The organism is Actinomycetota bacterium (assembly GCA_028698215.1).
In the GTDB taxonomy this organism is placed as follows: domain Bacteria; phylum Actinomycetota; class Humimicrobiia; order Humimicrobiales; family Humimicrobiaceae; genus Halolacustris.
In genome coordinates this window covers 1-23949 of the sequence record JAQVDY010000018.1, presented here as the reverse complement: position 1 = coordinate 23949, position 23949 = coordinate 1, and the positions used below count along the sequence as shown (strand labels likewise).

Below are 23949 nucleotides of genomic sequence, written 5' to 3'. Positions count from 1 at the left end.
AAAACCTTATGCTGACACCTGCTGCTTGGCCACTTCTGCCAGCTCCTGGAAAGCACCAGGGTCATTGACCGCTAACTCAGACAGCATCTTCCGGTTAACTTCCACCTTGGCCTTTTTTAGCCCGTCAATGAACTGGTTATAGGAAAGTCCATTGGACCTGGCTGCAGCATTTATCCTGGTAATCCATAATCTTCTAAATAATCTCTTTTTGGTTTTTCGGTCTCTATATGAAAAACTTAAGGCCTGGTAAACCTTCTGCTTGGCCACTCTGTATCTGCTGCCTGAAGCACTGGAATACCCTTTAGCCTGTTTTAAAACTTTTCTATGCTTTTTGTTTTTTACGCTTCCTCTTTTAATCCGCGCCATTTTAAATCACACCTTTCTAAATTCCCAACATTCTTCTTACCTTCTTGTCATCAGCTTTGGATACCAATTGTTTCTGTCCCAATCTCCTTTTCCTGGTAGCACTCTTATGGGTCAGAATATGGCCCTTATAAGCCTTCTGTCTAACAATCTTACCGCTTCCGGTAACCCTAAATCTTTTTGCCGCTCCTCTATGTGTTTTCAGCTTTGGCATATGTAAACACTTCCTTTCTGAATATAAACATTATGTTTTTATGTAGCCGGCCCTAAAACCATAATCATATTATAACCTTCCAGCTTGGGTGCTTGCTCCACTACTGCCAGGCCTTCCAGCTCCTGTATAACCTTCGCCAGCATATCCATGGCCATTTCCTTATGCACTATTTCCCTGCCCCTGAACATTACCGTAACCTTTACCTTATTACCGCTTTTTAGAAACCTCTTTATATGGTTCTTCTTGGTATTAAGGTCATTGGAATCAATCTTGGGCCTAAGCTTTATTTCCTTTACTATTACCTGCGTCTGCTTCTTTTTCTTCTCTTTTTCGGATATCTCCAGCTTATATTTATATTTTCCGTAGTCCATGATGCGGCATACGGGAGGGTTGGCATTGGGAGCCACCTCTACCAAATCCAGTTCCTTTTCATAAGCACGGTCCATGGCTTCTTTAGTAGGTATTACCCCTACCTGGGAACCATCCTCGTCAATAAGCCTAACATTAGGCACCCTTATCTGGTCATTATGTCTGATGCTTTTATTAATTTATTTCACCTCCACTAAAATTAATACAAAAAAAATAGGCAAGTAAAACCACCTACCTATTTTTTATTTATTTATAACCAAATCAACAAGCTGGTTAGCCGCCATTTGGTGAGAAATAGATGATTTCTACTTTTTATTCCATATTCAATTGTCTGCAAGATTATAAAGGATATAATGACTTTTGTCTATACCGCCTCATCTTCTTCTTCCTGGGGCTCATATTCTTCTGCCCAGGCCTTATCTGCAACCTTCTTATAATCTTCAGAATACTGGTCCAGTTCCTTGGCCAGGTCAGTAATAATGGTCTCTGCCCCGTCATGGGTAGCATAAGCACCGCTCTCAGCCACTATATCCCTTAATACTTGGGGATTATCAATAATGGTACAGGGCCTTAAATGGTTATCGGTATAAGGCTGTCTCTTCCTGAATCCCATAAAGAAATCGGAAGTCAGCACCTGCTCCAGGCTTTTTTCCTTAATATTGTCAGCAGCAAAGTGAACAAAAACACAGGGCTCTACATCGCCATTTACATTTATATGCAGGTAATTCTTGCCGCCGGCCATACAGCCATTTACCAAGGGACCGTCATTCCAGAAATCAGCTACTATGATATTCTTGGTCTTCCTTATTTCCAGAATTCTCTTTCTCCTGTAATCCCTCTGCTCAGGAGTAGGCATTAGCTCCATATTTGGTTCCCTGCCAATGGGGATATAGTTAAAATACCATCCTATAAATGCTCCCTTTTCCACAAACAGGTCTATAAATTCTTCACTTACTACCATTTCATTATTGGGCCTGGTAGCAGTCACTGAAAAGCCAAACAGCACCCCTGCTTCTTTCAGGTTATCCATGGCCTGCATGATATTTTTCCAGGCACCCTTGCCCCTTCGCTCATCAGTTTCCTTTTCAAACCCCTCTATGCTAATGCAGGGTACGGCATTTCCCAGCTCTGCCAGTTTGGCAGCTACTTTCTTATCAATCAGCTGGCCATTGGTATAAATCTGGAAGAAGGAGTCATTATGCCTTTCCAGAAAGTCATACAGGTGTTCCCAGCAGAAAGGCTCGCCCCCGGTTATAACAAAGAAATAAAGGCCTATATCATTGGCTTCATCGATGATACGGTTGCAAACATCATAAGGCAGGTCATCCTTTTTGGAATACTGCCAGGCATAACAGCCATAGCACCTTAAGTTACATTTCATGGTAGGGCTAATAACCAAATGGTTGGGAGGATTGATCCCGTATTTATCAGCAAAAGCCTTCCTTTTGGGCTGGCCTTGAACCATAGCATTGTTAATAAGGTTCATAACCACTTTATTCCTAACCGATGGAGACATGTCCACAATGGCTCTTTTGAGGTTAACCAGCAGGTTTTCCAGAAAGTCTCTTTCTTCCTTGTTCTTGAGACGGTAAACTCTTCCCTTTATCATGGACAGCCATCTCTCATCAGAGATTTTAGGAAGCACTTTCAGGGCACTCTTTATTGCTGCTTTAGTGGTATACAGCTTCACCCTTTCTTTGATAGTCATTTAGACACCCCTTTGTTATATGGTAACATCTTTGTATTTAACAAATCTATAAATGTAATTATAAGAACAAATTATTTAAAAATAAAGGACAATTTTATATCTCTACCTGCTTGTCTTCAATAATACGGCAAGCCATATCAGAAAACTGCTGTACCTTTATTTCCTTCAAGTCTTCCTTCCCTTTTCTTCTTACGGTTATGGTTCCGCTTTCCTGTTCATTCTGGCCCACAATAATCATATAAGGAATTTTCCTTAACTCTGATTGACGTATTTTTTTGCTTAAAGATTCAACCCTGTTGTCAAATTCTATCCTGAAACCCTGTTGGGCCAGGTTTTCATAGACTTTTTGGCTGTACTGCTCATATTTTTCCGATATGGGTAACACCGCCATCTGTACCGGAGCCAGCCAAAGGGGAAAGTTGCCGCTGTAGTGCTCGGTAAGTATGCCTATAAATCTTTCCACACTTCCCAGCACCACCCGGTGAAGCATTACTGCCCGGTGTTTTTCATTATCGGCCCCCACATAATCTATCTCAAATTTTTCAGGCATGGCAAAATCCAGCTGTACCGTAGCACATTGCCAGGTCCTTCCCAGGCAGTCCTGTATATGGAAATCTATCTTGGGCCCGTAAAAGGCCCCGTCCCCTGCATTAACCTTATAGTCCAGGCCTTTGTCCCTGATAGCCTGTTCCAAAAGCATTTCCGCCTTGTCCCACATTTCATCAGAACCAATTCTGTCCACCGGACGGGTAGACAGCTCCACATGATAGTTGTCAAAACCAAATACCGAATACATGCGGCCTATCATGTCAATGACCTTGCCTATTTCTGGCCCCAGCTGGGGTTCAGTACAAAATATATGGGCATCATCCTGGGTAAAGTTTCTTACCCTGAACAGGCCATGCAGCACCCCTGATTTTTCATGCCGGTGCACCAGTCCCAGCTCTGCCAGCCTTATGGGAAATTCCTTGTAGGAATGCTGGCTGGATTTATAAACCAGTATTGCACCGGGGCAATTCATGGGCTTTACCGCATAATCCTTTTCATCTATGCGGACAAAATACATATTATCCTTGTAATGATCCCAATGGCCGGAAGTATGCCACAGCTCATTGGATAAAATTATAGGGGTTTTTATCTCCTGGTAGCCCTCTGCCTGATGCTCCTGCCTCCAGTAATCCAATATGGCATTCTGCAGTATCATCCCCTTGGGATGAAAGAAAGGAAACCCGGGAGCCTGGTCGTGGAAATTAAACAGGTCCAGTTCCCTGCCTATCTTGCGGTGATCCGCCTGCCTGGCCTTTTCCAGCATGTCCAGGTACTGCTGCAGCTGCTGGGGCTCAAAAAAAGCAGTGCCGTAAACCCTGGTCAGCATCTTATTTTTCTCGTTACCCCTCCAATAAGCACCGGCTATACTCAATAATTTAAAGGCCCCTATTTTAGCCAGTGAAGGTATATGGGGTCCGCTGCAAAGATCCACAAAATCACCGGTGGTATAGATGCTGACCTTATCAGAATCTATGGCTTCTATCAGTTCCAGCTTGTAAGGGTTATCCTTAAATATAAGGGCTGCTTCCTGCTTGCTGACCTCTTTTCTTTCAAACTTATAGCCCTTCTTAATAATCCGTTTCATTTCCTTTTCTATGGCCGGAAGATCTTCGGGGCTTATGGTATGCTCCAGGTCGATATCATAGTAGAATCCATCTTCTATGGCGGGACCAATGGCAAATTTCGCTTCAGGGTAAAGCCTTTGTATGGCATAGGCCATTATATGGGAGGTGCTATGGTTGAGCAGGTCCCGTGCTGCTTTATCCTCAGTAGTAACTATTTGCAGGCTCATATCCATAGAGGGCACATAATCCAGGTCCAGTTTCTGGCCCTGCTCCTTATTTACTGCCATTACCGCCCTCTTGGCCAAATCCTTGTCCATCAGGGATAAAGCATCTTTTATGCTTTTACCCTGCTGCAGGTCTACCTTGCTGTTGCCAATATTTAATGTAACCATAAGCATGCCTTTAATTTAATAATAATCCTTTATTATACTATTTCTTTATGGATTTATTAAGACAAAAAAATGGAGCGGAAGACGGGATTCGAACCCGCGACCCTCACCATGGCAAGGTGATGCTCTACCAACTGAGCCACTTCCGCTCGTAAGCATTTAAGCTTCATTTACGCTAAAATATTACCCACTAATAGGCCAAAAGTCAACCAGGCTATTGGTTTTTAATTTCTTCAAACAACTGGGCAGTAGCTTCTTCATCATAAACCACAGCGCTGGCCTGGCCTACCATCTGGGGCCAGGAGGGTATGGTGGTGATTTCTATATCCTGGGCCTTAATTTTTCCTAAAGCCGGCAGCAGCCTAACCGCATCTGAAAAATCCATATCGGTCCAGGTGTAGTTTAGCAGGAAATTAATAAAGGCAGGCAGCTTTACAATCTTTTCTAAAGTTGTTTTCTGCTCATATAGGGCTACTATTATCTTGGCTGCTTCCTTCTCCCGGGCATAAGCCCCGTCATTACGGTGGCGGTTCCGGCTCAAGGCTAGTGCCTGCTCCCCGTTAAGGTGGTGGACCCCCTTATCCAAATAACAATTGGAAAAGCTGTCGGCCAGATCCTCGGTTACCTCCACCGTTACCCCTCCCAGGAAATCAACCAGGGGGACAAAACCGTCAAAGTCGGTAATTACATAGAAATCAATATCCAGGCCTGAAAACTGTTCTATGGTCTCCACGGTAAGCTCGTTTCCGCCCAGGGCATGGGCAGCATTAATCTTGGTCTCATTATGTCCCGGGATCTGCACCCAGGTATCCCTGGGTATGGTAACTATTGTACCCTGGTAATTTTCCAGGTTAAGATGCAGCAGCATGATAATATCGGTCCTGCCGCTGACTCTTCCTCCCGGCCGGTCAAAAGCGCTGTCATCCCCCAATATGAGGATATTGATGGCATCGCTGTCCTCGGCCTTTATGGTAGAGGAAGGGCCCTGGCCCCAGTTAAAATTAGATAGTACCTTTTCCATATCCTTTTTGGCATTATCCAGGCTGGAGCTTCCCATGTATTTTAAAATATAAGCATAGTCCTGATATTGGTTCCAGCATAGCAGGTCTATCTGCTCCTGTTCCGGCTGCAGGCCGCTTTCATACATATAACCATAAAGCTTAACCTGGTCCTTTCCCCAGCTAAAATCTTCTTCTACCGCCTGGGTTACATCCATATCTTCGGTTATCTCTATATAGCTGTCCGCTAAATCCTGCCCTTCCATATCTTCTATGTCCGCAATTTTTTCCACCATTAGCATCATGGCACCGCCATCCCTGCTTAAAGTCACCCGGGATCCGCCTTCTTCCTCGGTTAGCTCCCAGCCGGCAGGGCTTATAAAAGAGTAGGGAGCAAAATCAGAAGAACTGCTGGCATAAAAATTGGAAATAACTTCTTCTGCCTCAGGCTCCGGTTCCGGTTCCGGTTCTGTTTCTTGCTGAGGGGCGGGAGGCTGCTCCGCCGTTTCCTGGTCCCGGTTTCCCCTTACAGCAAAAAATATGCCCACTGCTATCAGGCCAATTACTACCAGTATGATAAGATATTTTAAATAATTCTTAATTTTATACCTTCCTTCTTAAGAACAATCTCTTTATTTTAAAATAATTTCTTTTTTTATCAAATATTATTTTATATAATTACTCCTGTTTCTGCTTGTAAAAAAATAGGATGGAGATTGCAATGAGTACCACCAGTACCGAAAAATTTTTTGTATTTATGGGACCAGACGAAAAGCTGATCCAGGCTTCCACCGGAGTGCTAAATGATATTACCGATGGAAAACTAATTCTCACTGATAAGAAATTATTCTTTAGCTTTGTTTCCAATATATCTGTAGATAAGCAGTTTATTGCCACTTACCCCTATATCACAAGCGTAAGCTTAAAAGATGGCTTGTTTTATTCCTCTCTTACTGTTTCCAGTAAAAAGGATACTTTTACCATATCCAAGATGAATAAAAAGGAAGCTAAACTTATGTATGGCCAGCTTAAAGCCATAGCTGACCAGAACAATTAATACTTACCTGTAGGATTGGGCTATCTGTATTCCGCTGTCATTTACCTTGACCCATATTCCCTGTTGTCCAAATTCCTTGGCTTCCTGTTTGGTGTCAAAGTAAATATCAATCCTGTTGCCCTTGATTTTGCCCCCGGTATCCTCGGCTACAAAAATTCCCATACCTTTTATCTCTATCTCCGTACCTAAAGGTATCATGTCCGGATCTACCGCTACTATTCCTTCCTGGACCTTGGCTCCGGTAGCAGTGGTGGAATTGGTTCCCTGGGCGGGGTCATTGGCACTATACCCGGAGGCTACAAAATAGTACCATTCTATATTTTTTTCTACTTCCAGCACCACCGGCTGTTTTTTTATCTCCGTTTTTACTTCAATTGGTTCCTGTTCTTCAGCGATCAGGGAACCGGCAATCAATTCTGGAGTAACGATGGAAAGCACCGTTACAAAGATGACTATAGCAGTCAGCGACCAGAACAATATATTTATAGTTATGTTATACTTTTCCATGACCTTCCTTGAGTCACTTTACAAAATTAAGCAAAAAATGCTTTTTCTATCTTCAAGTTTAGGGATTATAGCCCCTAAAACCCATAAGTCAAGCTTCAAAAAATTAAAATACTATACATTTGTATAGCTATAAGCTATAATTAAGGCCGAGGAAAAAGATGAAAAAACTTACCCCCAAACAGGAAAAAGTGCTGGAAATAATAAGCCAGTTTATAGCCCAGAAAGGCTATCCCCCCACGGTCAGGGAGCTGGCCCAGAGGTTGGGCCTGGCCTCCCCCAGGGCTGTAAGCGATCATCTGGCTGCCCTGCAGAAAAAAGGTTATATAGAGAAAACATCCCTGGCCAGATCAATAAAGATTACCGACGGCAGCGGACTGGCAGTACAGCCCAAAATACCGCTGATAGGAAGCATAGCCGCCGGCAGTCCCATACTGGCCGAGCAGAATATAGAAACCTATATCAGCATACCTGGCCAGCTGGAAGGGAAAAATATTGATTTTGCCTTAAGGGTTAAGGGAGACAGCATGATTGGAGACCATATACAGGATGGAGACATCATACTGGCCCAGTCCCGGCAAACCGCTGAAAACGGGGATATGGTAGTGGCCCTTATAGGAGAAGAAGCCACGGTTAAAAGATATTACCTGACTCCCCAGTACTTGGAGCTCAGGCCCTCCAACCCTGATTATGAGCCCATCAGGGTTACCGGAGACGTCATAATACAGGGAAAAGTGCTTTCCGTCTACCGTAAACTCTAGGAGATTAACATGTTTTGCCATCTTCACCTGCACAGCCAGTACAGCATCCTTGAATCCAATATCACCATAGGGGATGTGGTCTCTGGTGCCTGCCGGTATGGTATGCAGGCAGCAGCCCTTACCGACAGGAATGTGATGCACGGGGCTATAGAGTTTTACTGCCAGGCCCGGGCCAAAGGATTAAAACCCATCCTGGGATGCCAGGTTTACCTCCACCACTCAGGCCTGTGGAGCCTGGTGCTTCTGTGCCGCAATGAGGCCGGGTACCGAAACCTGTGCCGGCTGATAACCAGGGCCCATACCGAAAGCCGGGGTACGGTTCCCTATCTGGAAGCTGGCTGGATAAAGCAAAACTGCTCCGGGCTGACCGCCTTAAGCCCTGCCCGCCAGGGCCAGATACCGGTGCTGCTGGGCCAGGGGCACAAAGATGAGGCCGGCAAAGCCCTCCAATTCTACCAGGAGCTGTTTGGAGATGACTTTTATCTGGAGATACAAAGATACCCTGCCTCGGTAAGGGCGGCTGGCATTTCTGAAACCCTGGTAAACTTTGCCCGGCAGCAGAAGGCCAACATGGTAGCTACCAATGATGTGCATTACCTAAAGCAGCAGCACTGGCCGGATTACCAGGCCGTCTACAAACTAAAATCCATGGCAGGAAAAATTGATCCCTGCTTAAGGCCGGTAGATAATGACCAGCATTATTTCAAGTCACCCCGCCAGATGGAAGAGCTGTTTGCAGACCTGCCGGAAGCCATATCCAACACCCGCCTTATAGCCAATTCCTGCCAGCTTGAGCTAAAACTGGGCCACCTTGATATACCACGGTTTAAGGTCCCCCGCTCCGGCAGCCAGTCCAGCTATCTTAAAGCATTGTGTTATGCCGGGCTTAAAAAAAGGTATGGCCGGCCCGGGCCCCAGCTTTACCATAGGCTGGATTACGAGCTGGAGGTGATATCAGACAGGGGCTACAGCAGCTATTTTTTAATGGTATGGGATATAGCCAGGTTTGCCCGCCAGCAGCATATACCTACCTGCGGCAAGGGTTCTGCCGCCGGCAGCCTGGCCTCCTATGTATTGGGCATATCCGATGTGGATCCGGTAAAAAACAACCTTTATTTTGAAAGGTTTTTAAACCGGCAGAGAAAACAGCCCCCGGACATAGATATGGATATTGCCCATCAGGACCGGGAAAAAGTCCTGGAGTACCTGCAGCAGCGCTACGGCTCCAGTAATGTAGGCCGGGTATGCACCTTTGCTACCTTAAGGACCCGGGCAGCAGTACGGGAGACCTCCAGGATACTTAATTACAGCAAGCAGGAAACCGACCAGCTGCTGCTGGATCTTAAATACCAAAAAAAGGATGCCCGGTCCCGGTACAATAATATGGTTTTGCTTTCTTCCCGGATATCTGAACGCATCAGGCACCTGTCTACCCACCCTTCAGCAGTAATAGTATCCGAGCAGCCCCTGGAGGAAAAAATTCCCATGATGCTTTCTTCTGAAGGCAAACTGATGAGCCAGTATGACATGAACAGCATAGAGGAGCTGGGTATCTTAAAGATAGATTTAATAAATTCTCTGAGCCTCACCCTAATACAGGAGGTAACCAGAATGCTTAAGCAGGAAGGCTTGCCTATCAATACTGAAACTTTAGCCGAAAATGATGCCCGTGTGTTTTCCATGATATCCAAAGGAAACACCCTGGGCGTTTTTCAGCTGGAAAGCACCGGCATCAGGAGCCTGGCCAGAAGTATAAAGCCAGCCTGCCTGCAGGATATTGCCCTGCTGCTGGCCCTTTACCGGCCCGGGCCCCAGCAGTCGGGCCTGGGAAAGGACTTTATAAAGAGAAAGTTTGGCCGCCAGAAGGTTACCTACCCCCATCCTGACCTGGAGCCCATCCTGGCAGAAACCTACGGCATCATCATATACCAGGAGCAGGCCTTAAGGATTGCCCGCCTCATAGCCGGCTATTCCTTTAGCCAGGCCGATCTTTTAAGGAGGGCCATTACCAAAAGGTCCAGGCAGCAGATGCAGACTTTAAAACAAACCTTTATAAAAGGAGCCCGGAACCAGGGCTATGACTCTCCAACAGCCAGCCTGGTGTTTGGCTATATATCCAAGTTTGCCAGTTATGGCTTTCTAAAGGCGCATGCCCTGGCCTATGCCCGGTTAAGCTATCTAACCTGCTATCTTAAAAACTACTTTCCTGCCTATTTTTTAGCAGCCATACTTTCCTATGGCTCCGGGTACTACCCTGCTGCCCAATATGTGGAAGAAGCCAGAAGGTTTGGCATCAGCATAAAGCCTCCCAGCATAAACAGCAGCGGCTTTAAATTTATGCCGAAAGATAAAGGCAGGGCTATCCAGGTCCCCTTAACCTCAGTAAAAGGCCTGGGCCCTGCTACCGTAAAACATATAATAGAAGAAAGGAACAGCGGGGGCGCTTTTAAGGGTTTGGATGATTTTTGCCGTAGATGCATGGTTAGGGGCAAGATCAGCAGCACTGCAGTGCAGAGCCTCATACGGGTAGGTGCCTTTGACTTTGCCGCTTCCAACCGTAGAAAACTACTGCTATACTTTTGGCAAAAGCAGAAAAACAAGGAGGGCGGCCACGGGCTGGGCTCCGTATCAGATTTTAGCCTGGCCGATAAGCTCTGCCTGGAAACGGAGCTGCTGGGTTTTGCAGCCAGTGCCAGCCCTTTAAGCTGCTACCGGGACGAAATTAGCCGGCTGAAGGTCACCAGCAGCAGGAAATTTAAGCACAATAGCCAGGTTATGGCTGCAGGCATGGTCATAAACCGCAGGATAGAAAAGACTAAAAGCGGAGAGGAAATGCTTTTTTGCACCCTGGAAGATGAGGGAGGGATGTATGAATGCCTGTTTTTCCCCCAGGCCTACCTGCAGAACCGCATAACCATTACCCGCTATCCTGCCCTTCTGGTAAAGGGCAGGGCAAGCTTGAAGGAAGGCAGTATTTTAATCATAGCCGGCAGGGTCTGGAGCCTGGATAATTTAAAAAGGGCCAGGCAGAAGCTTAAGGATACTAATATAAAAAACCAGCTGCTGGCAGAGGCGGTACCGGTATGGCCACAGAGACAAAGATAATACATATAGACATGGATGCTTTCTTTGCCCAGATTGAGCAAAGAGACCATCCCCAGTATAAAAATGCTCCCTTGATTGTGGGAAGCCCGGTTAACCGGGGGGTCATCTCTTCTGCTTCTTATGAAGCCAGGAAATACGGCCTGCATGCCGGCATGCCTATCTCCCAGGCCAAAAGGCTCTGCCCCCATGGAATCTATGTGCCGGTTAATATGGAAAAGTATCTGGCTGAATCAGCGGTTATCCGGGAGATCTTCTGCCAGTTTACTCCCCTGGTGGAAATGATAGGCTCCGATGAAGGGTTTATGGATGTAACCGGCTGCCAGAAACTGTTCGGGCAGGCAGTGGAAATAGCCAAAAAGATAAAGGGCAAAATATATGAGCAGACCAATCTCACTTCCTCCGCCGGAGTAGCCTGCAATAAGTTCTTTGCCAAACTGGCCTCCGGCCTGGGCAAGCCCAATGGCCTTACCGTATTTGAGGACTGGCAAAAAATCAAGGAAAAGATAAGGCAGCTTCCCGTATCCTATATCTGGGGGGCAGGCAGGGTAGTGCAGGAGAACTTAAACCGCATGGGGATAGAAACCATAGGCCAGCTGGCAGATACTCCGGTAGATGTACTGCAGGGCAAGTTCGGTCAACTGGGAAAAGTAATGCACCAGCTGGCCCACGGGATTGATAACCGGCCGGTAGTGCCCAACCAGGAACCCAAATCCATAGGCAGGGAAACAACCTTCAGCCAGGATATAAGTGATATGGCCCTGCTCCGCTCTACCCTGCTGGCCCTGGCCCAGAAAGTAGCCCATCATCTTAACCGCCAGCAGTACCGGGCCAGGACCCTGACCTTAAAGCTGAGATTTGCTGATTTTAAGACCATTACCAGGAACGTGACCCTGAACCACTATACCTCGGATATACTGGAGATACACCGGGCAGCCACCAACATACTGGCCAAAACCGACCTCAGCAAAAAGAAGATAAGGCTTATAGGCATATCTGCCAGCAACCTTAAGCCTGAATACATGCTGGCCGCCCTGTTTGATGATCCTTCCTACCATAGGGGCCACAACATTACCCAGGCCATGGAAAAGATTTCCGATAAGTTTGGCCCGGACAAGATAACCCTGGCCAGGATAATGGACGACAGTGATTAAATCTTGCCCAGTATAAGGAGCTGGTCCGGCTCCAGCAGGGATATGCCTGCATGTTGGCCTATGATTTCTACCTTTATGATCTTCTCCGGTTTTTCCAAGTCTACTTCTCCAGTATTTACCACTTCAGTTAGTTTTAAAATAAGCTCATGATCCTGGTACTGGTGATAATGCCTGCGGGTAAGATCCAGCTTCCACATATCATTTTCCCCTATACCTTCAGCCACTGACCTAACCGCTTCCTGCATATCCCCAATTTCTGAAGGAACCCACCTGTCTACCGGTACATAATGATAGGTCCAGTTAAAGATTTCCTTATCTTCCAGGCACAGGTTCCTCAGCTCGCTTACTACCTGCTTGGGGTGGTCTACCTCCAGCAGGAAAACTCCTCCGTATTCTGAGTCCAGCCACCGGGGCCTGACCCCTATTTCACTGAACACCGCTTCTGCTGATTGCCGGGCTATGTCCCCATGGACAGGATCATAACTTACAATTAAGTTGGCCTCCATATTCCATTCCCCCTTATTAATTTATAAGGTTACATATAGAATTATATTACCTGTATCAAAAATATAAAGGCTAATAGGCTAATAATTACTATATCTTGGCCTGCAATTATTGTATTATAGCTTAATGGGCTCGGTTAAAATAAAAGCATTAATAGCAGCTGCATTGATTATGGGGATGCTTTGCCTGGTTTGTGCGGGTGCTGTCCCTGCCTCTGATGCAGATACCCTGATTAGGGACCCTGGGCGCAAGATGATCGTCTTCCCCTATCTAAGTCCGGAAGATTACCAGTTTAAAATCAGCGAAGGCCAGCAGAAGGGAGTGTATCTTACCGGCTATAGCATGTCCAGCCGGGAAAAAAGGTACAGCACTTATGAATTACTGCAGAAAACCGAGCTCAACTGCATAGTGTTCAATGTCAAGGATGACAGCGGACATATAGATTATGATACCGGCCATGGCCTGCCGTCCGCCATAGGGGCAGACCTAAACCTCTATAGCCTGAAACAAGTATTAAGGGAAATGGACAGCCGCCGCATTTATACTATTGCCCGTATAGTGGTATTTAAAGATCCTGCCTTAGCCCAGGCCAGGCCTGATTTGGCCATACAGGACTCCAGGAACGGCCAGCCCCTGTATTCAGAAGGCTCCTACTGGCCTGATATCTATAGCCGGGAAGTATGGCAGTATAATATTGATATTGCCCTGGAAGTGGCCCTGGCCGGGGTAGACGAAATACAGTTTGACTATATCAGGGCTCCTGCCCGGGGAAATCTTAGTTATGCCCGGTATACCCATAACCAGGACCAGCAACCTAAATCTGAAGCTATTGCCGGATTCTTAAAACAGGCCCGGGAACAGCTGGCCCCTTACGGGGTAAAGATATCAGCCGATGTATTCGGGTTTACCCTGCTCAGGCAGGATGACCAGGGCATAGGCCAGCAGCTGGAATCCATACTCCCCTACCTGGATTATCTTTATCCCATGACCTATCCCTCCCATTACCCCCCTTACTTTATGGATTTTCCCCTGCCCGAATCAGAGCCCTACCGGGTAGTGGAATATACTTTAAGTAAAGGGCTGGAGCGCTCCCAGGGCCAGGATTGCCTCATTATACCCTGGGTGCAGGCTTTTGGGCTAAAAATTGACTACCAGCCCCAAGACATAAACCAGCAGATAGCTGCAGCCCGCAGTTTAGGCTTACAGGGTTATCTATGCTGGAATGCCCGCAACGACTACTCCCTGGTAAGGGAAGCCCTCCGGCCGGATTTAGGGAATGCTACAGATAATTAAGCAAAAATTGGAGCCTTTCTTCGTCAAAAGCGGTCACTGTATGCAAATCGTGACCGTAAAAAGGCATAACCTTGATGGTTTTGGGAGCCTCCACTTGATTATATACGGCAAAAATGGTGGAGGGAGGGCAAATCAAATCCTTGGTGGCACAGGTTATTACTGTCCTGGCCTTAACCCAGGCAGCCAGGTTCAGGTTATCAAAATAGCTTAAGCTTTTAAACATCTGCTCTTCTTTTTCCGGAAACTTTTGGATCAGGCTGGCAAACTCCAGATAAGTAATATTTTTTGCTTCTTCTGCCCATTGCACTGCCCTTCTAAAATGGCAAAGGTAAGGCACATCGGCAATCACCAGCTTGGGCAGGCTGCTTAAGGCAGCTACCGCCAGGGAAAGTCCTCCTCCCTGGCTGGCCCCGGTTAAACATATCCGGTCCTTATCGATTTCAGGCCTGCCTTCCAGAAACTGGACCGCTTTCAGGCAGTCCATATAAACTCCCCGGTAATAATAATGGTAGGGGTCAAACACTCCCTTGGTCATGTAACCTACCGTGCTGGGGGGAGGATATACCGAACGGTCCAGGCTCTGGCCGCTCTGCCCTTTTATATCTATGGCCAGCACTGCATAGCCTAGCAGTACCCATTTAAGGTAAGATATGATGCGGTCCTTGCTGCCCCCATAGCCATGGAACCAGACTATGGCCGGATGGGGGCCCCTGGTTTTAGGCAGCAGGTAGTAGCCGCAAATACGGGAGCGGTCAAAACCATCATAAAAGACTTGGTTAGCTTCAATAGAGCTTACCATATAGCCTATTTCATTTATCTCATAGTTTAAGGGGATTTTTAATGCTTCTGACCTGGTTTCATCCCAAAATGAAGCAAAATCCTTTTCCCGGTAGGGAGCGGGCCGGTAATCCCTTAATTCTTCTAAAGGCATATCTGCCAGCATAATTTATTCTCCTAAACCGATAGGAATAGTTCAAACCGGTCTGACGAAGCCTTGCATATGGGGCAAACCCGGGGAGGTTTTTCATTGGCACAGAGATAGCCGCACACCCTGCACCTATACACAGGCAAGCTTATGCTAAATTTGGCCTGCTCTTTTCTTATGGGCTTGGCCTGGCCTCTTCTTTCCGGTATGGATCCCAGCTTCTTTTTGCCTTTGGCAATCTCCTGATCCACATATAACCCGCAATAGCAGGCCCCGTATTCAGCCAGGTCCTGGTCCCGGTAATCACAGGGACAGATGATATCCAAATCCTTTTCCCTTACCCCTTCCGACAAGCGGCAGGGGCAGGACTGGTAACCATAGCGCTGTTCATTTTTAGCCAGCCCCTCTATTAAAGACATGGTAAATTCCTTATCGGGATTAAGGTTATAGCCTCCTGCTCCTGCTTCCTTTTTTTTCTGTTGATACAGTTCTTCCATATCCATGTCAGTCCTCCAATGCATCCTTTATCTTTTCCTGGTCAAAACCCACTATGCATTCTTCCCCATCTATCACCATGGTGGGAAAACCGCCGCTGGGGTTATGTTTTTTCATTTCCTGCAAAGCCTGCTCCCTGTCCTCTCCCGCCAGCAGGTCCACGTCCACATAGCTGTAAGTTACTCCCATATCCTGCAAAAGACTCTTGGTTTTTTTGCACCATACACAGGTAGAAAGGGTATATATCATAATATCTTTTTTTTGTTCGCCTTCCACTGTCTTTACTTCCAGGGCCAATTTATCCTCCTTGCTCCTATTTGAAAAAATCATTAATTTTAGCTAACAGCAAATCTATATCTTTTTTGGTAATCCAGTAATGGGTAACCAGCCTATAGAAACCACCCATTACCGGGTTAATCTTTATCCTGTGCCGGTACAGGTAGTCTACCAGCTGCCTGTGGTCAAAACCTTCCCTGTCAATATTAAAAAACACCATATTTATATCCAGCCTGTCTTCTGCCACTTTAACCGGCTTAATCTGGGCCAGGCCGGAAGCCAGGTACCGGGCATGCTCATGATCCTGGGCTAGCCGGGCTACCATGTCCCTTAAAGCTACCAGGCCGCAGGCAGCCAGATAACCGGCCTGCCTTAATCCCCCTCCCATCAGCTTTCTCAGCTTGCGGGCTTTGGTTATGAACTGGGGACTGCCGCAAACCACCGATCCTACCGGGCAGCAGAGCCCCTTGGATAAGCAGAACATGACCGAGTCACTATAGGCAGCAATACTGCTGGCTTCTACCCCCAGGCTCAAAGCCGCATTAAATATCCGGGCCCCATCCAGGTGTACCGGTATGCCCTCCTGCCGGGCCATATAATATAGGTTTTCCATTTCTTCTAAACTGAGCACTGTACCGTCAGAATGGGCATTCTCGGTGCATATAAGGCCGGTTTTAGGATAATGGAGATCTTCTTCCCTAATTAAAGACCTTACCTGCTGGCAATCAACATGCCCCCACCTATCATCTACCAGCATAAGCTGCACATTAGCCATAAAGGCTGCCGCCCCCACTTCGTGCTGCACAATATGGTTGGAGCGGGCAATTATCACTTCATTTCCCCGCCCGGTATGGGTAAGCAGGCACAGCTGATTGCCAAAAGTTCCGGAGGGCACAAACAGGGCTTCCGGTTTACCCATCATCCCTGCTGAAACCTGCTCCAGCCTATTTACGGTGGGATCGTCTCCGTATACGTCATCCCCCACCTCTGCTGAAGCCATAGCCTTTATCATATCCGGGGTAGGACGGGTGACCGTATCGCTCCTAAAATCAATAAAATCCATAGCCTGTCCCCTTAATTGTTTATTGTTATCCATAATACTAGACAAACCAAAATAGATAAATTAAAAAAAATTTTATTAGTATTTATTACTACTTACTAATTTAATTTAATCTCCTTATATGTTAATATTATTACTATATATTTAACCCTTTTAGGAGAAATAATGAAGACAGAAAATGTTTCCATAAAAATAGGTGGAGAAGCCGGCTATGGGATAATGTCTACCGGGTTTATGCTTTCTAAAATTTTCGCCAAAAAAGGCTATTATGTCATTGATACCAATGAATACCCTTCCCTGATAAAGGGAGGCCACAATACTTATACGGTAAGGGTGGGAACCAGCCCCATATATTCTATTTCCAAAAGCATTGATGTACTTATAGCTTTAGACAGCAAAACCATAGACATCCACCGGGATGAAATTTCCTACGGCAGCCATATCATATATGACGAGCAGGATTTTGATTCCCAGGAGCTAAGCAGGAAAAGAAAAGACTTAAATTACATGGCAGTTCCCTTTACCAAGATTATAAAGGAAATCAAGGCCCCTCCGGTTATGAGGAATAATGTAGCCCTGGGGGCAGCAGTAGCCCTGGTAGGTTTAAGTTTTGACCTGGTGCATTCGGTAATAAAGCAGCAGTTTGCATCCAAGGGGGAGAAAGTGGTAGAGCTTAATACCAGGGTGGCTGACCTGGGCTACAAATACATCAAGGAAAAGCTCAATAATTCCCTTCCCTATAATTTGGAAGTGGTTAAGCAAAAAAACAAGATGATGGTTACCGGAAATGATGCCGTGTTTTTAGGGGCAGTACGGTCAGGCTGTAAATTCTATGTGGCTTATCCTATGACTCCCTCCTCTTCCATACTGCATTCCTTCGCTGCCATTGAGGATGAATACAATATTGTTACCAAACATGCTGAAAGCGAGCTGGCCGTGGTAAATATGGCCCTGGGAGCATCTTTTGCCGGGGCCAGGACCATGCTGGCCACCTCCGGGGGAGGCTTTTCTTTAATGAATGAAGGCTTATCAGCCGCAGCCATGACCGAAACCCCCCTGGTTATGGTCCTTTCCCAGAGGCCGGCACCAGCCACCGGTCTTCCTACCTGGACCGAACAGGGAGATATGATGTTTGCGGTACATGCCGCCCATGGAGAATACTTGAGGATAGTTATGGCTCCCGGGGATCCGGAAGAATGCTTTTATATGACTGGAAAGGCATTCAACCTGGCTGATAAATACCAGATACCGGTAATTATTTTGCTGGACAAGCATCTTTCCGAGAGTCATTTTTCCTGTGAAAAGTTTGATGCCTCTAAAATAAAGGTAGACCGGGGCCAATTTATTACTCAGCCCTTAGACCAAAATGCAGATTACAAGAGGTACAAGATAAATTCCAGCGGCATTTCCCCCCGGGTAGCGGCAGGACTAAAGGGAGGGGTTCATGTGGCCAATACCGATGAACACGACCAGTATGGATTTTCCTGCGAAGACGCCAATAACCGCAAGGAAATGATGGACAAGCGGTTTAATAAGGTAAACACCCTTATAAAAGACCTTGATCCCCCCAAACTGTACGGGCCCCCGGAGGCAGAAATTACTTGCTGGAGCTGGGGATCGTGCAAAGGGCCCATCCTGGAAGCCATGAAAACCTTAAACCGGGACCAGAAAAAGGTAAACCTGGTTCATTTCACCTACCTTTATCCTTTTATGGTGGAGCCAGTAAACAAGTTAATTAAGGATAGTAACAGAAACGTGCTTATTGAAAACAATAAAACCGCCCAGCTGGGCAAATTGCTGATGATGAATACCGGATTTAAAATAAATAACCGCATACTGAAATACAATGGCAGGCAGTTTTTGCCGGAAGAAATTATTTCAGGTATTGAACAGCTTTAAGGGAGAAGATTATGACTAAAAAAGATACAGGCATAAAACCTGAGGACTTTAATACCCATACCAGGCCTACCTGGTGCCTGGGATGCGGAAACTATGGTATATGGAACTCGGTTAAGAAGGCTTTGGCCCAACTGGGGCTAAAGCCCCATCAGGTACTGGCAGTTTACGGCATAGGATGCTCCGGAAACGGAACCAATTTTACTAAAACCTATGCTTTCCATGCCCTGCATGGCCGTGCCCTGCCCGTAGCTACCGGAGCCAAGCTGGCCAACCATAAGCTGCAGGTTCTAGTTTTGGGCGGAGATGGCGACGGAGCCGGCATAGGGGGCAACCATTTCATGCATACCTGCCGTAGAAATATAAATATAACCTATATCATGCATGACAACCGCATCTATGGGCTAACCACCGGACAGGCCGCCCCTACCTCCGACCAGGGGTTTAAAACCAAATCCACCCCCAAGGGAGTGCTGGAAGAGCCGGTAAACCCCATAGCCTTAGCCTTAACTTCGGGAGCTTCCTTTGTAGCCAGGGGATTTTCGGGCCAGGTAGACCACCTGAGCACCCTGATAATGGAAGCCATCAAGCATAAGGGCTTTGCCTTTATAGATGTGCTGCAGCCCTGTGTCACCTTCAACAAAAAGAATACTTATCCCTGGTACCGGGAACGGATCTATAAGCTTGAAGATGAATCGGATTATGATAATACCAATTTGCTGCAGGCCTTTGCTAAATCCCAGGAAGAAAGCCAGGACAAGATACCTATCGGTATCTTTTACAAAGTGGATAAGCCCACCTATGAAGACGGCCTGAAGCAAATTGAGAGAAAACCCCTGGTAGACCATGTAATAACCGATGTGGATATAAATAAACTGCTGAATGAATATTTCTAAATCTTTTCAATAGACAAGGGCAATACTTAACGTATTGCCCTTGCTTGCTTATGAGGTAGCTGGTTTCTTTCCAGCTTTACGAGCCTAACTTTTTAAGTGTAATAATCTTCTTCTTCCAATGAATTTACCTTGATATCATTCAAGTTTTCATTAATTGACTTCAGCACTAACAAAATTTCATCTAATTTCTCCATCAGTTGTCCGTTCATACTCATCACCTTCAAGAGATAATGATAAAATTATTTTACATGGGATAACCGGTATACTAGCGGTTTGCCCTTAGCTACTACATGCACCAGTTTGGCATTGCAGTTATCACATACATAAACCGGGTCTCCATCGGGATCCTCGATAACCTTTATATCAGTGGCAAAAGCCCCTGAAATTCCGTCATGAAATTTTCTTTTCCGGTAGAGCCACTTTCCGCAATTAGGACATTTTTGAAACATCAGATCCTCAAACATTTATCCTCCCATCTATGTTAACCGTTTTATGTTAACCGTTTTATATAAATCGTTTTAATAATATCACACAATATTGGGCATGGCAATAATTTCCTAAAATTTTTTTATAGTTTTATCCCCCGCCCTGGGTTAAAATGGAGGTATGTTAGTTTGGATTTTAGTATTAATACTGGGGTCCTGCCTGATAGCCCTGGTAATTTATTACCAGGAAAAAAACAAGGCCAGGGCTTACGAACTTGAGCAGCTTAAAAAAAATATGGTCTCTAAGGCCTATAATTTTGAGCAGCTTGAATTTAATTTAGAACAAATCAGGGCAGAGCTTAACCTGCTGAAAGAAGAAAAGAACTTAGCCCAAAAAGAGAAAATGCTGGATAGTATAAGCCAAAAAATAGATAAAATAATGGATGCCCTATCCTCTGCTCCCCGAACCTAGATAGCCAGTTTCTCTTCGCCGGGATAAAATTCATATTTCCTGGGCACTACCGTTATACCCTGGGGAGATATGAAAAAACCCCTGCTTTTATCCTTGAGTCTGTCTACCCCGATTTCTTCCCCATCGGGGATGTTTACTCCCTTATCTATTATGGCCTTATTGATTACTACCTTCCGGCCTATCTGATTTAAACCCAGCAAAATAGAGTCCTGAATGGTGGTTTTAGGCTCTATCCTGCTATTGTAAGCCAAGATAGAATTTTCTACCTTGCAGTTGTAAAGGAATGACCCGTTGGAAATAATACTATTATTAAAACAGGACTGGCCTACAATCTTGGGAGCCTGCTGGGAATCAGCCTTGGTAAATATTTCCCATTCATTATTGTTAAGCTCAAAAGGAGGATCCTCTCCTATCAGTTCCATATTGGCAGTGTAAAACTGGTCCAAATCCCCGATATCCCTCCAATATCCCTGCCGGTTTGGCCTGGAGCCCGGTATTTTGTTTAAGTTAAAATTGTACACATAAATTTTTCGCCTGCTTTTTAGCATCTGGGGTATGACATCAAAACCAAAATCCAAGGAGGAGAACCTGCTTCCATGCTTGGTTAAAGGATCATCCTTAAATTTTATCCGGGACAGGTGGATAAGCCCGTCTAGAAGCACCTGGGGGTCAAAAGCATAATTACCCATGGAAGCCAGGCAATAGCCCGGCATACCCGGTATATTGGTGGGTTTTTCCGGTTTTTCCTCAAACCTTAGCAGCTTCCACTGCTCATCTACTACCAGCACGCCATAGCGGCCGGCAGCCAGTTCTGTTTTTACCGGTATGGCCGAAATGGTTAAATCCGCTTTTTTAAACATATGAAAATCATTCATCTGGGAGATATCCATAAGGTAGATATGGTCACCGCAGAACACATTCACTATATCCGCTGCATCTTCCTCTATAAACCTTCTATTCTGGAAAACGGCATCCGCAGTTCCGGCATACCAGCCGGTATCATCACCTTTTCGGGGAGGGAGAAGCCTTACACACCGGTGTTTTCCCATACCAAATAGAGGAGTCCAGGCCCTCATTATGTGTTCTTCCAGGGACCTGGGCTCATACTGGGTTACTATATATATCTTCTCTACTTTAGAATTTAAAAAATTGCTTAGTACAAAATCAATTACCCTGTAACTTCCGCCAAAAGGCACTGCCGGTTTGGTTCTATCCCTGGTTAAAGGATAAAGCCTTTTCCCAGCTCCGCCCCCTAGTACATAAGCTATTACATCTCTTTTCATCCTATAAACTATTATAGTTGTTTTGGATAAATAATAACAGCTATGTAACCCTGTTACAAATAGGTTATAATTAGAATTTAGGAGGTATAAATTGAATATAGATATAGCTGCCTGCCAGCTAAAAGTAACTGAAAGCAAGGACCAAAACCTGGAAAATGCAGCCCGGATGATCACCCAGGCGGCCGGCCATGCAGACTTAATTATTTTACCGGAAATGTTTAACTGCCCTTATTCTATCCAATATTTTGGCCAATATGCAGAAGAATACCCCGGTATTTCTACCAATATGCTTAGCTCTTTAGCCCGGCAGTTAAACAAATTTATCATTGGCGGGTCCATACCGGAAAGAGAGGGCGACTCTATCTATAACAGCTGTTTTGTATTTGGCCCCCAGGGCAGCTTGATAGCCAGGCACCGAAAAATTCATTTGTTTGATGTAGATATAGCTCAGGGCATAAGTTTTCAAGAATCAGCAGTGCTCTCCGCCGGCAACCAGGTCACCGTCTTTGAAACAGAATGGACAAAAATAGGGGTTTGTGTCTGCTACGATATGCGTTTTCCGGAACTTATCAGATCCATGGCCCGGCAGCAAGCTAAACTGATTGTGGTACCCGCTGCTTTTAACATGACTACCGGACCGGCCCACTGGCATCTGGTTACCAGGTCCCGGGCTTTGGACCACCAGGTCTACCTGGCTGCTGTATCTCCAGCCAGAAACCCCCAAGGCCCCTATATTGCTTACGGCCATTCCCTGGTAGCTGGCCCCTGGGGAAAAATATTGGCGGAGGCCGGTACAGGGCAACAGGTACTTTATGCCTCCATTGACCTTGAATACCTGGACAAGGTAAGAGAAGAACTGCCCCTTTTAAAACACCTTAAACCTGATCTTTATTAGCCCAGGTTTAACCTGTCTTTATCTTGTTTACCGACCAATTGTAATAATTATTTTATTAAAAAATTACTCTTATTTTGCAAAATCATGTCATTAATTTTTAGGAATAAATATTACTAATTTTACCTAATGGGACAGGGGGTAAATTAATGGCTGCTATACCCATTGATATTCCCAAAACCTGGATTTACGGTTTGAGGCTATAAATAGGTGATCAGCCTACCAGGTAGAAAACCTCCAGGCCCATAGGGGAAAGGGGTCATGGCAGTAACTAATATTGGAAGTTAACTAAAAACTTACTATTTCCCTTTAAAAAATGCGGCTATAAAGAAATACTGGTCAAACTTCAATATCCCCCCAATTTAAACCTTAATTATTTTTAGACCAATGGTGCCGGCACAAACCCTGCCAGTTGTTCTGGTCCCAAAAAAGCTTAAAATTGCCTCCTGGATATTTTATGTGGACTACCTTGTCTGCCCGGCTGCTGCGTCCCTTTTCTATACATCTCTCACAGTAAGGGTTTTTATTTAGAAATGGCCGGGCAAAGATATCCTCAATAAATTCTTTATGCCTAATTTTTTGCCTATCCTGTTTTTCTGCGCATTTCATTTTTTAAATCACCATCTTGTTCCTGGTAATACATTTGTTGTTCTAATTTTTTTTCAATATCCAATAATTTTTTCTTTAAAAGCTTCGCCCTTTTTTGCTGCTCTTGGGTTAAATAGAAGTAGAAATCAGATCTACACTTATAATAGTCTTTAGCTGTTTTAAACCAATCCCGGACCAAATTGCATATTTTTAACTGTCCGGGCAGAAAACCTTTTTGGCCAGTAACAAGGCGGTTAAAATCTTTTAAATTTGCATTTACTTCTCCGGTCAGGTCCAAATAATTTAAGGAAGCCTGGTATCTATCCTTATTTGGGTTTTCCGAGCTATGGCTTATCTTTTGTTCTATTATTTCTTCCACTTCCTTCTTTTTATTTATATCACCCCTGGCATCCTCTATTACCCTTTTAAAATTATCGTTGGCCAAACCCATAATTTCACCTCACTGGTAATGATTAATACCTTAAAGAAAGAAAAATGAATTGCACTGAAAACCTTAATTGCCTAAAAACTGAATTATTTTTAGTTCTTGTTTATAGGTAACGTTCTTTGGTATCAGTGCTTCTAGGGCCTACCATAGCAAATAAAAAATTAAAGTCAAGCTAGCCTGCTTTTATTCAATATTATTCACTCTTATTGGCTATTTAAGCTAGGTTAAATCCACAGAAATAGAAAAATTATTTTAATCTTCTGC

The 23949-nt window shown here is 45.2% G+C and carries 25 protein-coding genes and 1 tRNA gene; 9 read left to right on the top strand and 17 right to left on the bottom strand.

Going from position 1 to position 23949, the window contains the following annotated elements:
• Positions 1-6 precede the first annotated feature (6 nt).
• The 7 genes from rplT to PHN32_06360 all read right to left on the bottom strand — a co-directional run bounded on the left by rplT (position 7) and on the right by PHN32_06360 (position 6202).
• Positions 7-366, bottom strand: a complete 360-nt coding sequence (gene rplT / locus PHN32_06390) for a 50S ribosomal protein L20 (GenBank protein MDD3777217.1) — start codon at positions 364-366, stop codon at positions 7-9.
• Positions 367-382: 16 nt separating this feature from the next.
• Positions 383-577: a 50S ribosomal protein L35 gene (rpmI, locus tag PHN32_06385; GenBank protein ID MDD3777216.1), complete on the bottom strand. Its 195-nt coding sequence runs from the start codon at positions 575-577 to the stop codon at positions 383-385.
• A gap of 38 nt (positions 578-615) precedes the next feature.
• A complete protein-coding gene (infC, locus tag PHN32_06380) occupies positions 616-1125 on the bottom strand; it encodes a translation initiation factor IF-3 (GenBank protein ID MDD3777215.1) in 510 nt (169 codons plus the stop codon).
• Positions 1126-1310: 185 nt separating this feature from the next.
• Positions 1311-2654 carry a radical SAM protein gene (locus PHN32_06375; protein MDD3777214.1) on the bottom strand — a complete coding sequence of 448 codons (1344 nt, stop codon included), beginning with the start codon at positions 2652-2654 and terminating at the stop codon, positions 1311-1313.
• Positions 2655-2748: 94 nt separating this feature from the next.
• Positions 2749-4659: a threonine--tRNA ligase gene (gene thrS, locus PHN32_06370; GenBank protein MDD3777213.1), complete on the bottom strand. Its 1911-nt coding sequence runs from the start codon at positions 4657-4659 to the stop codon at positions 2749-2751.
• A 70-nt stretch (positions 4660-4729) separates the two neighbouring features.
• Positions 4730-4805, bottom strand: a tRNA-Gly gene (locus tag PHN32_06365).
• A 65-nt stretch (positions 4806-4870) separates the two neighbouring features.
• Positions 4871-6202: an LCP family protein gene (locus PHN32_06360; protein MDD3777212.1), complete on the bottom strand. Its 1332-nt coding sequence runs from the start codon at positions 6200-6202 to the stop codon at positions 4871-4873.
• A gap of 173 nt (positions 6203-6375) precedes the next feature.
• Between PHN32_06360 and PHN32_06355 the strand changes: the two genes are divergently transcribed.
• A complete protein-coding gene (locus tag PHN32_06355) occupies positions 6376-6711 on the top strand; it encodes a PH domain-containing protein (GenBank protein MDD3777211.1) in 336 nt (111 codons plus the stop codon).
• A 3-nt stretch (positions 6712-6714) separates the two neighbouring features.
• Here PHN32_06355 and PHN32_06350 read toward each other — a convergent pair whose 3' ends face one another.
• The gene (locus PHN32_06350) at positions 6715-7218 is read right to left on the bottom strand and encodes a 3D domain-containing protein (protein ID MDD3777210.1); all 504 of its coding nucleotides are present in this window, start codon (positions 7216-7218) and stop codon (positions 6715-6717) included.
• A 158-nt stretch (positions 7219-7376) separates the two neighbouring features.
• Here PHN32_06350 and lexA point away from each other — a divergent pair, with 158 nt between their 5' ends.
• From lexA to dinB, 3 genes are read left to right on the top strand one after another with little or no spacing between them, the layout of a single operon-like run.
• The gene (gene lexA / locus PHN32_06345) at positions 7377-7976 is read left to right on the top strand and encodes a transcriptional repressor LexA (GenBank protein MDD3777209.1); all 600 of its coding nucleotides are present in this window, start codon (positions 7377-7379) and stop codon (positions 7974-7976) included.
• 9 nt (positions 7977-7985) lie between these two features.
• Complete coding sequence (locus PHN32_06340) at positions 7986-11081, top strand: DNA polymerase III subunit alpha (GenBank protein MDD3777208.1); 3096 nt, start codon at positions 7986-7988, stop codon at positions 11079-11081.
• Positions 11060-12232 carry a DNA polymerase IV gene (dinB, locus tag PHN32_06335; protein MDD3777207.1) on the top strand — a complete coding sequence of 391 codons (1173 nt, stop codon included), beginning with the start codon at positions 11060-11062 and terminating at the stop codon, positions 12230-12232. Before PHN32_06340 ends, dinB begins: the two co-directional genes overlap by 22 nt.
• Here the strand turns inward: dinB and PHN32_06330 are convergent.
• Positions 12229-12738, bottom strand: coding sequence for a THUMP domain-containing protein (locus PHN32_06330; protein MDD3777206.1), 510 nt, complete (start codon positions 12736-12738; stop codon positions 12229-12231). The two genes, dinB and PHN32_06330, sit on opposite strands and share 4 nt — an antisense overlap.
• Before the next feature lie 124 nt (positions 12739-12862).
• Between PHN32_06330 and PHN32_06325 the strand changes: the two genes are divergently transcribed.
• Positions 12863-14029 carry a putative glycoside hydrolase gene (locus PHN32_06325; protein ID MDD3777205.1) on the top strand — a complete coding sequence of 389 codons (1167 nt, stop codon included), beginning with the start codon at positions 12863-12865 and terminating at the stop codon, positions 14027-14029.
• Here PHN32_06325 and PHN32_06320 read toward each other — a convergent pair.
• Genes PHN32_06320 through PHN32_06305 form a run of 4 tightly spaced genes read right to left on the bottom strand, consistent with a single transcriptional unit; the run spans position 14016 to position 16788 of the window.
• Positions 14016-14972, bottom strand: coding sequence for an acetylxylan esterase (locus PHN32_06320; protein MDD3777204.1), 957 nt, complete (start codon positions 14970-14972; stop codon positions 14016-14018). The two genes, PHN32_06325 and PHN32_06320, sit on opposite strands and share 14 nt — an antisense overlap.
• An 11-nt stretch (positions 14973-14983) precedes the next feature.
• Positions 14984-15475 (bottom strand): ferredoxin-thioredoxin reductase catalytic domain-containing protein, encoded by a 492-nt coding sequence (locus PHN32_06315; GenBank protein MDD3777203.1) that lies wholly within the window; start codon positions 15473-15475, stop codon positions 14984-14986.
• Positions 15459-15740, bottom strand: coding sequence for a glutaredoxin family protein (locus PHN32_06310; protein ID MDD3777202.1), 282 nt, complete (start codon positions 15738-15740; stop codon positions 15459-15461). Before PHN32_06310 ends, PHN32_06315 begins: the two co-directional genes overlap by 17 nt.
• Before the next feature lie 22 nt (positions 15741-15762).
• On the bottom strand, positions 15763-16788 hold the full coding sequence (locus PHN32_06305) for a GntG family PLP-dependent aldolase (protein MDD3777201.1): 1026 nt from the start codon (positions 16786-16788) through the stop codon (positions 15763-15765).
• Between the two features lie 162 nt (positions 16789-16950).
• Here PHN32_06305 and PHN32_06300 point away from each other — a divergent pair, with 162 nt between their 5' ends.
• The gene (locus tag PHN32_06300) at positions 16951-18684 is read left to right on the top strand and encodes a 2-oxoacid:acceptor oxidoreductase subunit alpha (GenBank protein MDD3777200.1); all 1734 of its coding nucleotides are present in this window, start codon (positions 16951-16953) and stop codon (positions 18682-18684) included.
• Positions 18685-18695: 11 nt separating this feature from the next.
• Positions 18696-19577, top strand: coding sequence for a thiamine pyrophosphate-dependent enzyme (locus tag PHN32_06295; protein ID MDD3777199.1), 882 nt, complete (start codon positions 18696-18698; stop codon positions 19575-19577).
• A gap of 239 nt (positions 19578-19816) precedes the next feature.
• Here PHN32_06295 and PHN32_06290 read toward each other — a convergent pair whose 3' ends face one another.
• On the bottom strand, positions 19817-20041 hold the full coding sequence (locus PHN32_06290) for a hypothetical protein (protein ID MDD3777198.1): 225 nt from the start codon (positions 20039-20041) through the stop codon (positions 19817-19819).
• A 142-nt stretch (positions 20042-20183) separates the two neighbouring features.
• On the opposite strand from PHN32_06290, the gene PHN32_06285 reads away from it, so the two are divergent.
• Positions 20184-20474 carry a hypothetical protein gene (locus PHN32_06285; protein ID MDD3777197.1) on the top strand — a complete coding sequence of 97 codons (291 nt, stop codon included), beginning with the start codon at positions 20184-20186 and terminating at the stop codon, positions 20472-20474.
• On the opposite strand, the gene PHN32_06280 is transcribed toward PHN32_06285, so the two are convergent.
• Positions 20471-21757, bottom strand: a complete 1287-nt coding sequence (locus PHN32_06280; protein ID MDD3777196.1) for a sugar phosphate nucleotidyltransferase — start codon at positions 21755-21757, stop codon at positions 20471-20473. The genes PHN32_06285 and PHN32_06280 overlap by 4 nt on opposite strands.
• Before the next feature lie 91 nt (positions 21758-21848).
• On the opposite strand from PHN32_06280, the gene PHN32_06275 reads away from it, so the two are divergent.
• On the top strand, positions 21849-22652 hold the full coding sequence (locus tag PHN32_06275) for a carbon-nitrogen hydrolase family protein (protein ID MDD3777195.1): 804 nt from the start codon (positions 21849-21851) through the stop codon (positions 22650-22652).
• A 366-nt stretch (positions 22653-23018) separates the two neighbouring features.
• On the opposite strand, the gene PHN32_06270 is transcribed toward PHN32_06275, so the two are convergent.
• Both PHN32_06270 and PHN32_06265 read right to left on the bottom strand, forming a co-directional pair.
• Positions 23019-23258: a hypothetical protein gene (locus tag PHN32_06270; GenBank protein MDD3777194.1), complete on the bottom strand. Its 240-nt coding sequence runs from the start codon at positions 23256-23258 to the stop codon at positions 23019-23021.
• Positions 23233-23688, bottom strand: coding sequence for a hypothetical protein (locus PHN32_06265; protein MDD3777193.1), 456 nt, complete (start codon positions 23686-23688; stop codon positions 23233-23235). The genes PHN32_06270 and PHN32_06265 overlap by 26 nt, the downstream gene beginning before the upstream one ends.
• Between the last annotated feature and the right edge of the window lie 261 nt (positions 23689-23949).

What these genes read in the sequence shown, in the direction of transcription:
- rplT (MDD3777217.1), bottom strand. Translation starts at nt 366, where the DNA reads ATGGCGCGGATTAAAAGAGGAAGCGTAAAAAACAAAAAGCATAGAAAA.
- rpmI (MDD3777216.1), bottom strand. Translation starts at nt 577, where the DNA reads ATGCCAAAGCTGAAAACACATAGAGGAGCGGCAAAAAGATTTAGGGTT.
- PHN32_06375 (MDD3777214.1), bottom strand. Translation starts at nt 2,654, where the DNA reads ATGACTATCAAAGAAAGGGTGAAGCTGTATACCACTAAAGCAGCAATA.
- thrS (MDD3777213.1), bottom strand. Translation starts at nt 4,659, where the DNA reads ATGGTTACATTAAATATTGGCAACAGCAAGGTAGACCTGCAGCAGGGT.
- PHN32_06355 (MDD3777211.1), top strand. Translation starts at nt 6,376, where the DNA reads ATGAGTACCACCAGTACCGAAAAATTTTTTGTATTTATGGGACCAGAC.
- PHN32_06350 (MDD3777210.1), bottom strand. Translation starts at nt 7,218, where the DNA reads ATGGAAAAGTATAACATAACTATAAATATATTGTTCTGGTCGCTGACT.
- lexA (MDD3777209.1), top strand. Translation starts at nt 7,377, where the DNA reads ATGAAAAAACTTACCCCCAAACAGGAAAAAGTGCTGGAAATAATAAGC.
- PHN32_06340 (MDD3777208.1), top strand. Translation starts at nt 7,986, where the DNA reads ATGTTTTGCCATCTTCACCTGCACAGCCAGTACAGCATCCTTGAATCC.
- dinB (MDD3777207.1), top strand. Translation starts at nt 11,060, where the DNA reads ATGGCCACAGAGACAAAGATAATACATATAGACATGGATGCTTTCTTT.
- PHN32_06330 (MDD3777206.1), bottom strand. Translation starts at nt 12,738, where the DNA reads ATGGAGGCCAACTTAATTGTAAGTTATGATCCTGTCCATGGGGACATA.
- PHN32_06325 (MDD3777205.1), top strand. Translation starts at nt 12,863, where the DNA reads ATGGGCTCGGTTAAAATAAAAGCATTAATAGCAGCTGCATTGATTATG.
- PHN32_06320 (MDD3777204.1), bottom strand. Translation starts at nt 14,972, where the DNA reads ATGCTGGCAGATATGCCTTTAGAAGAATTAAGGGATTACCGGCCCGCT.
- PHN32_06315 (MDD3777203.1), bottom strand. Translation starts at nt 15,475, where the DNA reads ATGCATTGGAGGACTGACATGGATATGGAAGAACTGTATCAACAGAAA.
- PHN32_06305 (MDD3777201.1), bottom strand. Translation starts at nt 16,788, where the DNA reads ATGGATTTTATTGATTTTAGGAGCGATACGGTCACCCGTCCTACCCCG.
- PHN32_06300 (MDD3777200.1), top strand. Translation starts at nt 16,951, where the DNA reads ATGAAGACAGAAAATGTTTCCATAAAAATAGGTGGAGAAGCCGGCTAT.
- PHN32_06295 (MDD3777199.1), top strand. Translation starts at nt 18,696, where the DNA reads ATGACTAAAAAAGATACAGGCATAAAACCTGAGGACTTTAATACCCAT.
- PHN32_06290 (MDD3777198.1), bottom strand. Translation starts at nt 20,041, where the DNA reads ATGTTTGAGGATCTGATGTTTCAAAAATGTCCTAATTGCGGAAAGTGG.
- PHN32_06285 (MDD3777197.1), top strand. Translation starts at nt 20,184, where the DNA reads ATGTTAGTTTGGATTTTAGTATTAATACTGGGGTCCTGCCTGATAGCC.
- PHN32_06280 (MDD3777196.1), bottom strand. Translation starts at nt 21,757, where the DNA reads ATGAAAAGAGATGTAATAGCTTATGTACTAGGGGGCGGAGCTGGGAAA.
- PHN32_06270 (MDD3777194.1), bottom strand. Translation starts at nt 23,258, where the DNA reads ATGAAATGCGCAGAAAAACAGGATAGGCAAAAAATTAGGCATAAAGAA.
- PHN32_06265 (MDD3777193.1), bottom strand. Translation starts at nt 23,688, where the DNA reads ATGGGTTTGGCCAACGATAATTTTAAAAGGGTAATAGAGGATGCCAGG.